This is a genomic window from Candidatus Margulisiibacteriota bacterium (assembly GCA_041658645.1).
GTDB lineage: Bacteria > Margulisbacteria > WOR-1 > O2-12-FULL-45-9 > XYB2-FULL-48-7 > JBAZZV01.
This window is the reverse complement of record JBAZZV010000011.1, coordinates 23,986-36,918: the sequence shown is the minus strand read 5'-3', so window position 1 is coordinate 36,918 and position 12,933 is coordinate 23,986. Positions and strand designations below refer to the sequence as shown.

Genomic DNA, 12,933 nt, shown 5'->3' with positions numbered 1-12,933 from the left:
AAAAAAGGGGGTGTCTAATGCAGTTAAATGTAGGGACAGGGTTTATCCCTGTCCGAATATCGGACAACCATAAAGGTTGTCCCTACATTAGTAATTTATCTTCACCAAACACAATCCCTGCGCCGGGGCAGTTCTGCCGGCAAGTTTACGGTCTTTTGCCTCCAGGATACTCTTAACATCAGCCGCTTTGATCTGCCCCAACCCCGCCTCAACCAGTGTCCCGACCATGTTCCGGACCATCTTATAAAGGAAACCATTGCCGACCACGCGAAAGCGGATCACCGGAAAACCAACGCCGGACCAAATGACTAATGATCCGCCTTTGGCGGAACTAATGACGAATGAATGTATGGTCCGGACAAAATCGGTGTCATCGGAATGGGCGGCGCAAAACGAGGCGAAGTCCTGCTTGCCGACCAGCAACTTGGCCGCTTGGCGCATTGCTCCCAAGTCGAGCTTAGGTTTAATCAACCAGACGATCCCGCGCAGATGAGGCGGACAGGCCTGTCCGTTATAAATCAGGTACTCATATTCTTTCTTCTTGGCGCCAAAGCGTGAGTTAAACTCGGGGCTGACCGCTTCCGCCATTATGACCCTGATATCTGCCGGCAGGACCGAATTAAGCGCGGGGACAATTTTATCAGGCTGGATATTGTTTTTGAGGGAGAAATTAACGACCTGGCCCAAAGCATGGACCCCGGCATCGGTCCGGGAAGCGGAGATAAGCTTAGTTTTTTCCTGGAATAATTTGTGGAGGGCCCCTTCTAGCTCGGCGCGGACAGTCCTTTTCCCCGGCTGCAGCTCGTAGCCATTGAAATTAGTCCCGTCGTACTGAATCGTGACCCTGATATTACTTTGGGATCGAACCAAGATATTTATCCGCCGTCTTACTGACATATTGCGCGATCAAATACTCAAACGCTTCGAGGTTGCCAGCGTTTGCCCCCCTGATCGCCGCATAATAAGCCTTTCTCTCATCGGTCTCACATCCAACGATCGCGATCGGATAGCCATATTTCATCAAGATCAAATTCATCAGCAGGCGACCGGTGCGCCCGTTGCCATCGATGAAGGGGTGAATGGCAACAAATTTATAATGCGCCCGCGCCGCGAAGCTGACCGGGTGCAAGTCAGGCTTTTCCTGTTCCGCAACAAGCCATTGTGAAAATTCTAGCATCTGGCCGGGAACCGCCTCGGGCTTGGGCAGGACCTGATCAGACCCGGAGATATAAACCTCAACATCCCGATACTGCCCGGCATACCGGTTATTGATCCCTTCTAAAACCAGATAATGTATTTTTTTGACGTCTTCTTGCATGATCGGCTCAACTTTCTTTAACAATTCATTCAAATAATCGATGGCGTTCTTGTGGTTGGTCACTTCCAGGTGTTCGCGCATGCTCTTGCCTGAAACGGTTAGCCCCTCTTTCAGGATCAACATCGTTTCCTCGCGCGTCAACGTATTACCTTCGATGGCGTTGCTGTTGTAGGTCCATTCGATATCGAGGTATTCCGTTAGTTTATCGAGGATAATCGCGGGCAACGGCCTGGCCTTATCAATCTTTGCCTTCTTTTCATCAATTATTTTAATCAGTTCATTTAATTCCATATTTCTTCGACCTGATTATATCACCCGCTTTCCCCACTAACAACTGAAATTCGGGATTGACGATGCCGATAAATATACGGACTTTGAATAGGAGACAACAATTATGACCAGATTAACTTCTCCTGCTTCTTTGCAGGTTCATTTAAATAATTTGAAAACATTGTGCAATAGAAGAGTGAATGAAAGGTGGGATTTCTTTTGGAGAAATCTGCCAACACTCCCTAGAACCAAAGTAGCAATAGTATTAGGGGGATTAGTACATGATATGTATTTTCTAGACAGGGTTAATCGAAGCCTCATTTATGGCAAAGAAGAGCTGCCAACGGCCGAAGAAGTTTCTGAGGCCAAGGAAATCCTTAAGAGCGCAAAATTTGCTGTCCCTAATTTGATCATTTTACTTGGGGGTTCGGATAGAGACCAAGGATTGCAAGAAAGTGTAATTATTTTTCTTGGATTTTTGGGAAGAGAATATCCTGAAGTCGTCCGGCCTGCTATTCCCCTTCTGGCACGAAGATTAGAAGAATTAATGGATAAAAATCAAGCCAGAGAGATTGACGATCCAATTCCAAATGAGGTTACTATCGCAATCAACATCGCTCAAGCTTTCTCTTTTATTGCAGAAAGCCAAGTTCAGTTCCTTCGACCTTTTACCCCGGTTTTACAAAAAGCAAGTAAATTCCCGGAACTGCATACAGCACATATAGCAGGTGAAATTCTAGAAAAATTACGAACTTAGAGCATCTCCATCATCGCTTTGACGCCGGCGCCGAAGTTGATTTTGGCTCCGAGCCGCTTGAAGAGAACTTCCACCGCCGCCCAGGCGCCGATCAGGTCAAGCGAATCGACATAACCGAGATGGCCGATCCGGAAGATCTTACTCTTCAGCTCGCCCTGGCCGGGAGCGACCTCAACATTGAACTCGTCCCGCATCGCCGCGCGGACCGCTTCGCCGTCCACCCCTTCCGGCGGAAAGATAGCAGTCACGGCCGGAGAAGCATGCGAATCGTCGGCCAACAACTTCAGGCCTAACGCCTTGGCTGCCGTCCTTAACAGGTCACGGTTGAACTTATGCCGGGCAAAAACATTTTCCCGCCCTTCTTCCTGCAACATCTTGAGCCCTTCGCGCATCCCGAAGATCAACGATTCGGGCGGCGTGGTGTAAGTGTGCCCTTTGGGCGCTTCTTCTTTCATCAGGCCCCAATCCCAATAGTGCTTGGCGCATTTAGAGGTTTCATAAGCTTTCCAGGCCCGCTTGGAGATGGAAACTGCGGAGACCCCGGGCGGCACCATGAAGGCTTTCTGTGAACCGGAAACGACCACGTCAATGTCCCATTCGTCGGTCTTGAGCGGCGCGGCCATCATACCGGAGACGGCGTCGACCAGGATCAAGGCCTCGGGTTGGACCTGGCGGACGGTTTTGGCCAATGTTTCCACGTCGTTCAGAACACCGGTCGAGGTCTCGTTCTGTTGCATGAAGACCGCTTTGACCGGCCCCTTCTTCAGCTCCGCTTCCAGAACCTTGGGATCGGCCGCTTTGCCGCGCTCAAACTTAACGTCATTGACGTCGGCCCCGTAAGCTTTGCAGATCTTGGCCCAGCGGGCGCCGAAATTACCAATATTGAGGACGATAACTTTGTCACCCGGGGAGAGAACATTGACGACCGCCACTTCCATGCCGCCGGTCCCGGAAGCCGGATAGATGAAAATATCATTCTTCGTTTCATAAGCCCAGCGCAGCCCTGCCATGACCTCTTTCATGACCGCGGAGAACAAAGGCCCGCGGTGGCCGATCATGTCGTGGGTCATCGCGGCTAAAACTCTGGTCGGGATCGGGGTGGGACCGGGGATCATGAGATTATACTTAATTAGTTTTCTGCCCATCGTTTTACCCCTCTCTTACTTAATCGTCCCTCCGCCAGCTAACCTGGACGAACTTTTCATCTTTTAAGAACTTATAGGTATGCTGCCCTTTATAGGCGTGTTCCAGCCTTTTGCCGATATGCAGGGCCAAATTGTGCGTGGAGAGCTCCACGTTAATCCCGCCGTCAACTTTTTCGATCTTATTGATCTTGTGGTCGGGATTTCTTTCCGCCGCCAGCCTGCCCTCATGTTTCACCAGATTAAGGATCTCGTCCTCATGGTCCAGCAAAAATTTACCGGCAATGTTGATGATCCCGCCTTCTTCTTCGTGTTTTGGCTCCATGAACGCTTCAAAGTGTCTTTCTACTTTCATGTTATCTTTACCTCTTGGTGAACTGGAAGGCGCGGCGGGCGCGTTTGAGGCCGTACTTCTTCCGTTCCTTCATTCTCGGGTCGCGGGTCAGCAACCCCTGTTTCTTAAGAGCGGTCCGGAGGTCCGGGTTCATCTGGACCAGCGCCCGGGCGATCCCCAGGCTAACGGCTCCCGCCTGCCCCGGGACACCCCCGCCGATCGTTTCGGCAAACACATCATATTTACCGGCAGTCTGGGTGGCAACGAACGGCTGGTTAATGACATATTCCAGGATCCGGCGGCCGCAAAAGAAATCTTTGACGGTGCGGCCGTTGACCTTGATCTGGCCACTGCCGCCAGTCAACCAAACTTTGGCGGTCGCTTCCTTGCGCCGGCCGGTCCCGTAGAATTTCGGGCCTTTGATCTTCGGCTGGCGCGGTGCCTTAGCCGGCTTGTGAACGATCGGGGCGTGGGCTGATGGCTTAAAGATCGGGGCTTCCGGCGCTTCTGCGGCGGGGACGGCCACCTCAACTTTTTTCTTCGGTGCCGCGTGTTTCTTGGGGGCCGCGTGATCCTTCGGCGCCGCGTGTTTCTTCGGCGCAATGTGTTCCTTGTTTATTTTTTTCTTGGCTTCAGCCATTATTACACCTCAAGCTTCTGTATTTTGCCGTACTGGGCCGGTAGACTTTTGAACACTTTAAGCTTCTTGACCATCGCGTCGCCCAGCCGGGTCTTGGGGAGCATGCCGCGGACCGCCAGCGTGATGACCTTTTCCGGATGGCGCTCGATCATCTGCTCGAAACTAAGGACCTTGTCCCCGCCCGGATAACCGGAATGGGTAAAATAGGTCTTGTCCTTCCTCTTGCGCCCGGTCACCCGGACCTTGTCGGCATTGATCACGACGATATGGTCACCGCAATCGGTCTGCGGCGTAAAGCACGGTTTGTGCTTTCCCCGCAGGTAGACGGCCACTTTGGTCGCCAACTGGCCGAGGACGACGCCGGTCGCATCAACCAGGTACCACTCCCGCTTGACCATTTTGTCGTTGACGAAAATCGTTCTTGTTTTTTTCATTATTTTCTAACCACCTTAAACCAGTTCCAGCAGCGCCATCGGAGCGGCATCGCCCAGGCGGGCCCCCACTTTGGTGATGCGAGTGTAGCCGCCCGGCCGCCCTTCAAAGCGCTCGGGAAAGGTCTTAAATATCAGGGTGACGATCTTCCTGGCATGGAGGACCGACTCCACTTTGCGGCGGGCGTTAAGGTCGTTCCCTTTGGTCGCCGTGATCACCCGCTCGGCCATCCGCCGCGCCTCTTTCGCCCGGGTCAAAGTTACCGTGACGCGGCCGTGCTCGAAGAGCGAAATGACGATAGCGCGCAACATCGCCAACCGTTGATCGGTCGCCTTGCTTAATTTCCTGTTACCCGTGCGATGCCTCATCTGATTTTACTCCCCTTTAAGCTTTAGCTTGTACTCGGACAGCTTGCTGCGGACCTCGTCCAGTGATTTGCTCCCGAAGTTCTTGAACTGCATCAGTTCCGCTTCGGAATAGGCGGCCAGTTCCCCGACCTTCTTAACTCCGACCTTCTTCAGGCAGTTGAGCGAGCGGGACGAGAATTCCAGGTCCTCGATGTTCATCTCCAGCGCGGAGACGGAGGATTCGTCGCGCCGCTCTGTGTCCGGCCCGGCACTTTCTCCTTTTTCGCCCAGGTGGACAAAGAGATCGACGTGCCGCGCCATGATCCGGGCGCTTTCCTTCAACGCCTCGTCCGGCTTAATGCTCCCGTTGGTCCAGACCGAAAGGACCAGCCGGTCATAATTGATCTCTTGGCCGACGCGAACCTCTTCGGTCGCGATATTGACCTTCATGACCGGGGTGTAGATCGAGTCGGTCGGGATAAAGCCGACCGGCAGGCTGGCTTTCTTGTTGCGTTCCGCCGGGGTGTAACCGCGGCCCCGCTCGATGATCAGCTCCAGGTGAAGCTTGCCGTTGGCGTCTAAGGTAGCGATCTTCTGGTCCGGGTTGACGATCTCGATCTCGGCATCATGCTCGATGTCGCCCGCCTTGACCTCACCCTTCCCCTTGGCTTTGAGGGTGACGATCTTCGGCTGGTCGGAGTGCGACCGGATGACGATCTCCTTGAGGTTGAGCAGGATATGCAGCACGTCTTCCATCACACCGGTGATGGTCGAGAACTCATGCGCCACGCCGTCGATCTTGACCGCCGTGACCGCAGCACCGGGGAGCGACGAGAGCAGTATCCGCCGCAGCGGGTTGCCCAGGGTCGAGCCATAACCGCGCGGCAGCGGTTCAACCACAAAACGGCCGAACTTGTCGCCCGCTTCTTCCACCCTCACCCAGGGATTCTCTCCAATAGTTACCATGTTCCGATTACCTCCTATAACTCTTATCTTGAATAATACTCGACGATCAGGTTCTCTTCGATCTGCGTGTCGATCTCGTCCCGCCGCGGCAACGAGACAACCTTACCTTCAGCTTCGCCGGTCAAGGCGACCCAGGCCGGGATGACCCGGTCCGGGAATTTTTCCAGGGCCTCTTTGGAGATCTTGACCATCTTCGGCGCGACCGTGATCTGGTCACCGGCCTTAGTTTCACAGGAAGCGACATTGTTCTTCCGGCCGTTGATCTGGATGCCGCCGTTGCGGATCATCTGCCTGGCCCCCTGCCTCGAGGTGGCAAAACCGAGCCGGTAAACAACGTTATCGAGCCGGCGCTCCAGGAATTCAACCAGTTTCTCACCGGTCGCCCCCTTGACTCGGGCCGCTTTCTCAAAATAATTGGCGAACTGCTTTTCGCTCAGGCCATAAACCCGCCGCGCCTGCTGTTTCTCGCGCAGGCGGATCCGGTATTCCGAGGCCCTGACCGGCAACTTGCCGTGCTGGCCCGGGGCAAAGGCGCGCCGTTTGGCCGGGCATTTTTCCGAATAGCATTTCTCACCTTTGATATAAAGTTTCTTGCCTTCGCGCCGGCAGAGCCGGCAAACCGCTTCAGTATATCTCCCCATCAGACTCTCCTCTTTTTCGGCGGCCGGCAGCCGTTATGCGGGATCGGGGTAACATCCTTGATCGAGAGGACTTCCAGGCCGGCTGCCTGGAGCGAACGGATGGCGGTCTCCCGGCCGGAACCGGGCCCCTTAACGACAACATTGATCTCGCGGACGCCGGCTTCCAAGGCCTTGGCCGCCACTTTTTCCGCCGCCGAGGAGGCCGCGAACGGCGTCCCTTTCTTGGTCCCCTTGAAGCCAACATTGCCCGATGAGGACCAGGCGACCACGCCCCCCTGCGCATCGGTGATGGAAATGATAGTGTTATTGAACGTCGCCTGGATATGGGCTACCCCGGTCGACGCTATTTTGCGTTTTTCCTTTTTCTTTTTAACGACTACTTTTTCTTCAGCCATGATCTATTGTTTCTCCTCCTCTTTCTTCTTACCCAGGCCAACGGTCTTGCGCTTGCCGCGCAGGGTGCGGGCATTCGTCTTGGTCCGCTGGCCGCGCGCCGGCAGACCTTTGCGATGGCGCGTCCCCCGATAAGTGCCGATCTCGATCAACCGCTTGATGTTGAGGCTGATATCCTTTCTCAAGTCCCCCTCCAAGCGGTAATCTTTTAATACGTCGCGGATCGCGATCGTTTCGTTGTCATTAAGGTCTTTGGCCTTTTTTTCCGGATCGATCTTCGCCTTAGCCAGGATCCTGCGGCTCAAAACTTCACCAATGCCGTAGATATAGGTCAGGCCGACCCAAACCCTTTTATTTGCCGGCAGATCAACACCAACTAATCGTACCATCTTCTCCTCCTAAGCTATCCTTGTCGCTGTTTGTGCTTTGGGTTCTCGCACAAGATGTAAACCCGGCCGCGCCGGCGGACCACAATGCACTTGACGCAAATCTTCTTGACCGATGAACGAACTTTCATTGTTTACCTCTTCTTTTACTTCAACCTATAAGTTATTCTGCCCCGGGTCAGGTCGTAGGGCGATAATTCGACCCGGACCTTATCGCCCGGCAGGATCCGGATAAAATGCTTCCTGATCTTGCCCGAAACATGCGCCAGGATCAATTGCCCGGTCTCGAGCTTCACGCGGAAGAGGGCGCTCGGCAGCGCTTCCGTGATCTCCCCTTCCAATTCAATTACGTCTTTGTCTTTAGCCATGTCAAAATTTCCGGGTCGCCCGCCGTGATCACGATCGTATGCTCGAAATGGCACGACAGCGCGCCGTCCTCGGTCACCACCGTCCAACCATCGGGCAGCGTCCTGACCCGCCAAGTGCCGACATTAAGCATCGGCTCGATCGCCAGGACCATTCCCGGCTTCAGTTCGGGACCTTCCCCCGCCGGCCCGTAATTCGGGATGAGCGGGTCTTCATGCATCTCCCGGCCGATACCATGACCGTAAAGGTCGCGCACGACCGAGAAACCGCGGGACTCACTGGCCACCTGGATGGCATGCGAAATATCCCCCAGATGTTTTCCCGCCCGGGCCTGGCGCAAACCGATCCGCAGCACCTCTTTCCCCGCCCGGAGCAACTTTTCCGCCTTGCCGGAGATCCGGCCAACCGGAAAAGTCGCGGCAGAGTCGCCGCAGTAACCCTGCTTGCGGACCCCGACATCGAGACTGACGATATCCCCTTCTTTCAGGATCTTCTCTCCCGGAATACCGTGGACCACTTCCTCGTTGACCGAAACGCAGGTCGCGTGCCGGTAACCCCGGTATCCGAGGAAAATCGGTTCGCCCCCGTTCGCCCGGATCGTCTTCTCACCTACCCGGTTCAGCTCGGCCGTGCTGACCCCCGGCTTGATCGCCCGCCGCAACGCTTCGAGCGCCAGGGCCGTCACCCGGCCCGCCTCGCGCATCAGTTCAATCTCGTCCGGACCTTTTATTTTAATTACGCCCATCAAGGACCTCAGGCCTTCGCCGCTACAGCTTGGCCAGATCGCGGCCGATCTCTTCGATCGTGCGGGCCGCGTTAATTTCCATCAATTTACCCGTCTTTTGATAATAATCGATCAGCGGCCGGGTGGTCTTCTCGTAGACCTCAAAACGGGTGCGGATCGCCTCAAGGTTATCATCAGACCGGCCCTCGATCGACGAACGGGCCAAAAGGCGTTTGACCACTTCCGCTTCGTCCACCTTAAAATAAATGACCCGGTCCAGGGACAATTTACCAGCCGCGAACATCTTGGTCAGCGCTTCCGCCTGGGCCATGGAGCGCGGAAAACCATCGATGATGAAACCGTTCCGGCAATCAGCTTTGCTGATCCGCTGCCTGGTCAGTTCAATTGATAACTCGTCAGGGACCAGATTCCCCCCGTCCATAAAACTCTTGGCTTTTTTTCCGATCTCGCTCTCTGCCCTCACCTCTTCGCGCAGAATATCCCCGAGCGAAATATGGGGCAAGCCCTTTTCCTCCGCCAGGATCTTAGCCTGGGTCCCTTTGCCGGACCCGGGCGGGCCAAGAAAGATCAAGATCATGCCAGCAACCCTTCGTACTGCCTGGTGACCAGGTGGGTCTGGATCTGCCGGACCAGGTCCAGCGCCACGCCCACGACGATCAGCAAGGAAGTTGACCCCAACCCCTGGAACGAGGTGATGCGGGTCAAGCTTTCGACGATAGACGGGACGATCGCGATGCCGGCTAGAAAAAGCGCCCCGACCAGGGTCAGCCGGGTAATAGTATATTCCAGGTACTGGGCGGTCGGTTTCCCGGGGCGGATACCGGTCACAAACCCGCCGTACTTTTTGATATTCTCGGCCAGCTCGGTCGGATTAAAGGTAATGGCCGTATAGAAATAAGTAAAGAAAAATATCAAGACAAAATAGAAAACCAGGTAGAGACCGCCGGAAGGCGATAACCAGCCGATCACTTTTTGCATCGCCCCGCCCGGGACAAACTGGGCAAGCGTGGCCGGGAACATCAGGACTGAAGAGGCAAAAATGATCGGGATCACCCCGCCCTGGTTGATCCGCAATGGGATATAAGTCGATTGCCCGCCGTACATTTTCCGGCCGACGATCCGTTTGGCATACTGCACCGGGACGCGGCGCTGCCCTTCCTGGACAATAACGATCGCCACCAACATCAAGATAAAGGCCGCGAGCAGGATGAGCACGCCGATCAGCGAGGCACCGCCGCGGACCAAAGTAATGGTCTGGCCGACATAAGCGGGGATGCGCGAGACTATCCCGACAAAGATCAGCATTGAGGCCCCGTTGCCGATCCCCCGATCGGTGATCAGCTCGGCAAACCACATGACCAGCGAACTGCCGGCGGTCAAGGAAACGACCGTGCCAATCAGGAAGAAAACGAAATTATAGTCCGGCAGCATGACCCCTCTCAACCAGAAAGCCATGCCAAAGGCTTGAAAAGCTGCCAGGACGACCGTCAGATAACGGGTATAAGCCGCGATCTGTTTGCGGCCGCTATCGCCTTCCTTGGACAGCTCTTCTAAGTGGGGAATAACGACCTGCAACAGTTGTAAAATAATGGAAGCGTTGATGTACGGCACGATCCCCATGGCAAAGATCGAAAAGCGCATCAAAGCTCCACCGGTAAAGAGGTCGAGAAAATTCATGATGTTACCCTGGCCGAACAGGCTCTGCATCTTCACGGCATCTATGCCGGAAACGGGGATGTGGGCGCCCAGCCGGAAGAGGACGATCATCCCTACGGTAAAGATGATTTTCTTCCGCAGATCGGCAATATTCATGAAGCCGGAGATAATGTTAAGCATTGAGGATCTCTAGTTTCCCTCCGGCCGCTTCGATCTTTTGCTTGGCCGAGGCGCTGAACTTATGGGCGGCCACCGTGCCGGGGTTCCCCTTCAGCTCGCCAACACCGAGGATCTTGATCAGGCCAACGGTCCCCTTGACCCGGTCCAGTTGGCCCAGGTTGAAGATCGAATACTCCTTGCGGAAAGGATAATTCTTAAAACCGCGTTTGGGAAGACGGCGGTAAAGCGGGGTTTGGCCCCCTTCAAAACGGCTCCCTTTGGTCCCGCCGGAACGGCTGGTCTGGCCTTTGTGGCCGCGGCCGCAAGTCTTACCGAGCCCCGAGCTGGAGCCGCGGCCGACCCGTTTCTTGCGATGCTTTGAACCCTTAGCGGGTGACAGTTGGTTAAGTTTCAACATGGGAAACCTTCAATGTCTTGCCTCTGGCTAGTGACACTTCTTCTTCAGAGCGGAGTAATTTCAGCGCTTCCAGGGTCGCCCGGGCGACATTGATCGGGTTGGAAGAACCGATCTTCTTGGCGACGATGTTCCTGACCCCGCACAGTTCCAAGATCGTGCGGACCGACCCGCCGGCAATAACGCCGGTCCCGCGCGGGGCTGGCCGCAGCACGACCGTGCTGGCCGAGAACCGCCCGATCACGTCGTGCGGTATCGTCCCGGAAACGAGCGGCACCGTCATGAGGTCCCTTTTGGCCGCCTCTACCCCTTTACGGATCGCCGCCGACACTTCGGCCGCCTTGCCAAGTCCCAGCCCGACCTTCGACTTCAGGTCACCCAGCACGACCACCGCCCGGAAACCCATTTTCTTGCCGCCTTTGACCACCTTGGTCACGCGGCTGATGTTAACAACTTTTTCTTTATATTCCGATTGTTCCCGCTGATATTCAGGTCTCATTAAAATTCAAAGCCTCCTTCGCGCGCGGCGTCAGCTAGAGCCTTGACCCGTCCGTGGTATAACGCCCGGCCGCGATCGAACACAACTTTCTTGATCCCTTTGGCCACACCCCGCTCCGCGATCTTGTGGCCGATCACCTTGGCGGCGGCGATGTTGCCGCCCTTTTTGACCAAGCCCTTTTCAACCGTCGAGGCGGCAGCCAGCGTCCGGCCGGCCAGGTCGTCGACCAGCTGGGCGTAAATGCCGTTAAGGCTGCGATGGACGGTCAGCCTGGGGCGCTCAGCCGTGCCAAATATCTTCCGTTTTTTCTTCATCTGTTAAGCTCCCCCGCCGCCGGCCGCTTTGGCCGCTTTACCGGCTTTGCGCCTGACCACTTCGCCGGCATACTTGATCCCTTTGCCTTTATACGGCTCAACTTCCCGCACTGCCCTGATCTCGGCCGCGATCTGGCCGACCCGCTGGCGGTCAATCCCCTTGATGTTGATCTTGGTATTGGCCGTCACGGTAAAATCTATCCCGGCCGGCGGATCGAACTCCACCGGGTGGGAAAAACCGACCTGCAGCGTTAGTTTCTTCCCCTGCATCACGGCGCGATAACCAACGCCGACCATTTCCAAGTCTTTCTGAAAACCATCCGTGACGCCGGTCAACATGTTCTTGATCAGGGCGTTATATAAACCATGCAGAGCGTCTGAGAGCTTACTCTCGGTAACTATCTCGGTTTTAACCAACCCGTCAACCACCTTAACGGCGATTGTCGGCAGGATATCTTCAGTCAAGGTCCCTTTCGGCCCTTTAACCGTAACCTGACCGGCGTTGACCTTGACCTCAACGCCTTTGGGAACAATTAATTCTCTTTTACCTATTCTGCCCATAAAATTACCAAATGAAACAGAGCACTTCGCCGCCAAGCTTGGCCTGGCGGGCCGCGGCGTCTGTCATTAATCCTTTTGAGGTCGAGATGATCGCCGTGCCAAAACCGGAGCGGACCCGCGGGACCTTCGTCGCCGCGACATAATGCCGCTTACCGGAGGTACTGACCCGTTTCATCCCTTCGATCACGCTCCGCCCCTTGGCGGTATACTTAAGGCCCAAACGGATGAATTTCCGGTTCATGCGGGTCAGCGGTTCCAGTTTACTAATGTACCCCTCCGCCAGCAAGATCTTAGCAATCTCTTCCTTGACCCGCGAGTGCGGCAGGTCGACCCCTTCTTTGCGCACCCCCAAGGCGTTATTGACCCTATTCAACATATCCGCGATTGAATCCATATGTCTCCCCTTTACCAGCTAGCTTTCTGCATGCCCGGGATCTGGCCTTTATGCGCCAGATTTCTTAAGCAGATGCGGCACAGCCCAAACTTCCGGTAGTAAGAACGCGCCCGGCCGCAGATCTGGCAGCGATTCTTGTGCCGCGTCGAGAACTTCGGCTCCCGCTTCAACCTTTCCAACCAGCATTTTTTTGCCATG

23 protein-coding genes are annotated in these 12,933 nt (G+C 55.2%); 1 reads left to right on the top strand and 22 read right to left on the bottom strand.

The window, feature by feature from the left end; genetic code table 11:
* Positions 1-87: 87 nt before the first annotated feature.
* Both truA and WC903_08410 read right to left on the bottom strand, forming a co-directional pair.
* On the bottom strand, positions 88-897 hold the full coding sequence (gene truA / locus WC903_08415; protein MFA5893965.1) for a tRNA pseudouridine(38-40) synthase TruA: 810 nt from the start codon (positions 895-897) through the stop codon (positions 88-90).
* Positions 851-1,609 (bottom strand): Fic family protein, encoded by a 759-nt coding sequence (locus tag WC903_08410; protein MFA5893964.1) that lies wholly within the window; start codon positions 1,607-1,609, stop codon positions 851-853. Before WC903_08410 ends, truA begins: the two co-directional genes overlap by 47 nt.
* 103 nt (positions 1,610-1,712) lie before the next feature.
* Between WC903_08410 and WC903_08405 the strand changes: the two genes are divergently transcribed.
* A complete protein-coding gene (locus WC903_08405) occupies positions 1,713-2,345 on the top strand; it encodes a hypothetical protein (protein MFA5893963.1) in 633 nt (210 codons plus the stop codon).
* Here the strand turns inward: WC903_08405 and WC903_08400 are convergent.
* The 20 genes from WC903_08400 to WC903_08305 form a co-directional block, all read right to left on the bottom strand.
* Entirely contained in the window at positions 2,342-3,460 is a 1,119-nt protein-coding gene (locus WC903_08400) for an alanine--glyoxylate aminotransferase family protein (GenBank protein ID MFA5893962.1), read from the bottom strand. The genes WC903_08405 and WC903_08400 overlap by 4 nt on opposite strands.
* 49 nt (positions 3,461-3,509) lie before the next feature.
* A complete protein-coding gene (locus WC903_08395) occupies positions 3,510-3,842 on the bottom strand; it encodes a hypothetical protein (protein MFA5893961.1) in 333 nt (110 codons plus the stop codon).
* A gap of 7 nt (positions 3,843-3,849) precedes the next feature.
* Positions 3,850-4,245, bottom strand: coding sequence for a 30S ribosomal protein S9 (rpsI, locus tag WC903_08390; protein MFA5893960.1), 396 nt, complete (start codon positions 4,243-4,245; stop codon positions 3,850-3,852).
* Between the two features lie 218 nt (positions 4,246-4,463).
* Positions 4,464-4,895 (bottom strand): 50S ribosomal protein L13, encoded by a 432-nt coding sequence (rplM, locus tag WC903_08385; GenBank protein ID MFA5893959.1) that lies wholly within the window; start codon positions 4,893-4,895, stop codon positions 4,464-4,466.
* Between the two features lie 15 nt (positions 4,896-4,910).
* The gene (rplQ, locus tag WC903_08380; protein MFA5893958.1) at positions 4,911-5,261 is read right to left on the bottom strand and encodes a 50S ribosomal protein L17; all 351 of its coding nucleotides are present in this window, start codon (positions 5,259-5,261) and stop codon (positions 4,911-4,913) included.
* A gap of 6 nt (positions 5,262-5,267) precedes the next feature.
* Positions 5,268-6,206 (bottom strand): DNA-directed RNA polymerase subunit alpha, encoded by a 939-nt coding sequence (locus WC903_08375; protein ID MFA5893957.1) that lies wholly within the window; start codon positions 6,204-6,206, stop codon positions 5,268-5,270.
* A gap of 23 nt (positions 6,207-6,229) precedes the next feature.
* Complete coding sequence (gene rpsD, locus WC903_08370; protein ID MFA5893956.1) at positions 6,230-6,847, bottom strand: 30S ribosomal protein S4; 618 nt, start codon at positions 6,845-6,847, stop codon at positions 6,230-6,232.
* Complete coding sequence (gene rpsK, locus WC903_08365) at positions 6,847-7,242, bottom strand: 30S ribosomal protein S11 (GenBank protein MFA5893955.1); 396 nt, start codon at positions 7,240-7,242, stop codon at positions 6,847-6,849. The genes rpsD and rpsK overlap by 1 nt, the downstream gene beginning before the upstream one ends.
* Before the next feature lie 3 nt (positions 7,243-7,245).
* Positions 7,246-7,629, bottom strand: coding sequence for a 30S ribosomal protein S13 (rpsM, locus tag WC903_08360; protein ID MFA5893954.1), 384 nt, complete (start codon positions 7,627-7,629; stop codon positions 7,246-7,248).
* 14 nt (positions 7,630-7,643) lie between these two features.
* Positions 7,644-7,757 (bottom strand): 50S ribosomal protein L36, encoded by a 114-nt coding sequence (rpmJ, locus tag WC903_08355; protein ID MFA5893953.1) that lies wholly within the window; start codon positions 7,755-7,757, stop codon positions 7,644-7,646.
* Between the two features lie 15 nt (positions 7,758-7,772).
* Positions 7,773-7,994, bottom strand: coding sequence for a translation initiation factor IF-1 (gene infA, locus WC903_08350; GenBank protein ID MFA5893952.1), 222 nt, complete (start codon positions 7,992-7,994; stop codon positions 7,773-7,775).
* Positions 7,973-8,737, bottom strand: a complete 765-nt coding sequence (map, locus tag WC903_08345; GenBank protein MFA5893951.1) for a type I methionyl aminopeptidase — start codon at positions 8,735-8,737, stop codon at positions 7,973-7,975. Before map ends, infA begins: the two co-directional genes overlap by 22 nt.
* A 22-nt stretch (positions 8,738-8,759) precedes the next feature.
* Complete coding sequence (locus tag WC903_08340) at positions 8,760-9,314, bottom strand: adenylate kinase (GenBank protein ID MFA5893950.1); 555 nt, start codon at positions 9,312-9,314, stop codon at positions 8,760-8,762.
* A complete protein-coding gene (gene secY / locus WC903_08335) occupies positions 9,311-10,573 on the bottom strand; it encodes a preprotein translocase subunit SecY (GenBank protein ID MFA5893949.1) in 1,263 nt (420 codons plus the stop codon). The genes WC903_08340 and secY overlap by 4 nt, the downstream gene beginning before the upstream one ends.
* Positions 10,566-10,967, bottom strand: coding sequence for a 50S ribosomal protein L15 (rplO, locus tag WC903_08330; protein ID MFA5893948.1), 402 nt, complete (start codon positions 10,965-10,967; stop codon positions 10,566-10,568). The genes secY and rplO overlap by 8 nt, the downstream gene beginning before the upstream one ends.
* Positions 10,957-11,466 (bottom strand): 30S ribosomal protein S5, encoded by a 510-nt coding sequence (gene rpsE / locus WC903_08325; GenBank protein ID MFA5893947.1) that lies wholly within the window; start codon positions 11,464-11,466, stop codon positions 10,957-10,959. The genes rplO and rpsE overlap by 11 nt, the downstream gene beginning before the upstream one ends.
* Positions 11,466-11,780, bottom strand: coding sequence for a 50S ribosomal protein L18 (rplR, locus tag WC903_08320; protein ID MFA5893946.1), 315 nt, complete (start codon positions 11,778-11,780; stop codon positions 11,466-11,468). Before rplR ends, rpsE begins: the two co-directional genes overlap by 1 nt.
* A 3-nt stretch (positions 11,781-11,783) precedes the next feature.
* Complete coding sequence (rplF, locus tag WC903_08315) at positions 11,784-12,341, bottom strand: 50S ribosomal protein L6 (protein ID MFA5893945.1); 558 nt, start codon at positions 12,339-12,341, stop codon at positions 11,784-11,786.
* Between the two features lie 4 nt (positions 12,342-12,345).
* Positions 12,346-12,735, bottom strand: coding sequence for a 30S ribosomal protein S8 (gene rpsH, locus WC903_08310; GenBank protein ID MFA5893944.1), 390 nt, complete (start codon positions 12,733-12,735; stop codon positions 12,346-12,348).
* Between the two features lie 11 nt (positions 12,736-12,746).
* The gene (locus tag WC903_08305) at positions 12,747-12,932 is read right to left on the bottom strand and encodes a type Z 30S ribosomal protein S14 (GenBank protein ID MFA5893943.1); all 186 of its coding nucleotides are present in this window, start codon (positions 12,930-12,932) and stop codon (positions 12,747-12,749) included.
* Between the last annotated feature and the right edge of the window lies 1 nt (position 12,933).

Excerpts from the sequence above, each read along its gene's own strand:
- truA (MFA5893965.1), bottom strand. The coding sequence starts at position 897 with ATGTCAGTAAGACGGCGGATAAATATCTTGGTTCGATCCCAAAGTAAT.
- WC903_08410 (MFA5893964.1), bottom strand. The coding sequence starts at position 1,609 with ATGGAATTAAATGAACTGATTAAAATAATTGATGAAAAGAAGGCAAAG.
- WC903_08405 (MFA5893963.1), top strand. The coding sequence starts at position 1,713 with ATGACCAGATTAACTTCTCCTGCTTCTTTGCAGGTTCATTTAAATAAT.
- WC903_08400 (MFA5893962.1), bottom strand. The coding sequence starts at position 3,460 with ATGATCCCCGGTCCCACCCCGATCCCGACCAGAGTTTTAGCCGCGATG.
- WC903_08395 (MFA5893961.1), bottom strand. The coding sequence starts at position 3,842 with ATGAAAGTAGAAAGACACTTTGAAGCGTTCATGGAGCCAAAACACGAA.
- rplM (MFA5893959.1), bottom strand. The coding sequence starts at position 4,895 with ATGAAAAAAACAAGAACGATTTTCGTCAACGACAAAATGGTCAAGCGG.
- rplQ (MFA5893958.1), bottom strand. The coding sequence starts at position 5,261 with ATGAGGCATCGCACGGGTAACAGGAAATTAAGCAAGGCGACCGATCAA.
- WC903_08375 (MFA5893957.1), bottom strand. The coding sequence starts at position 6,206 with ATGGTAACTATTGGAGAGAATCCCTGGGTGAGGGTGGAAGAAGCGGGC.
- rpsD (MFA5893956.1), bottom strand. The coding sequence starts at position 6,847 with ATGGGGAGATATACTGAAGCGGTTTGCCGGCTCTGCCGGCGCGAAGGC.
- rpsK (MFA5893955.1), bottom strand. The coding sequence starts at position 7,242 with ATGGCTGAAGAAAAAGTAGTCGTTAAAAAGAAAAAGGAAAAACGCAAA.
- rpsM (MFA5893954.1), bottom strand. The coding sequence starts at position 7,629 with ATGGTACGATTAGTTGGTGTTGATCTGCCGGCAAATAAAAGGGTTTGG.
- rpmJ (MFA5893953.1), bottom strand. The coding sequence starts at position 7,757 with ATGAAAGTTCGTTCATCGGTCAAGAAGATTTGCGTCAAGTGCATTGTG.
- infA (MFA5893952.1), bottom strand. The coding sequence starts at position 7,994 with ATGGCTAAAGACAAAGACGTAATTGAATTGGAAGGGGAGATCACGGAA.
- map (MFA5893951.1), bottom strand. The coding sequence starts at position 8,737 with ATGGGCGTAATTAAAATAAAAGGTCCGGACGAGATTGAACTGATGCGC.
- WC903_08340 (MFA5893950.1), bottom strand. The coding sequence starts at position 9,314 with ATGATCTTGATCTTTCTTGGCCCGCCCGGGTCCGGCAAAGGGACCCAG.
- secY (MFA5893949.1), bottom strand. The coding sequence starts at position 10,573 with ATGCTTAACATTATCTCCGGCTTCATGAATATTGCCGATCTGCGGAAG.
- rpsE (MFA5893947.1), bottom strand. The coding sequence starts at position 11,466 with ATGAGACCTGAATATCAGCGGGAACAATCGGAATATAAAGAAAAAGTT.
- rplR (MFA5893946.1), bottom strand. The coding sequence starts at position 11,780 with ATGAAGAAAAAACGGAAGATATTTGGCACGGCTGAGCGCCCCAGGCTG.
- rplF (MFA5893945.1), bottom strand. The coding sequence starts at position 12,341 with ATGGGCAGAATAGGTAAAAGAGAATTAATTGTTCCCAAAGGCGTTGAG.
- rpsH (MFA5893944.1), bottom strand. The coding sequence starts at position 12,735 with ATGGATTCAATCGCGGATATGTTGAATAGGGTCAATAACGCCTTGGGG.
- WC903_08305 (MFA5893943.1), bottom strand. The coding sequence starts at position 12,932 with ATGGCAAAAAAATGCTGGTTGGAAAGGTTGAAGCGGGAGCCGAAGTTC.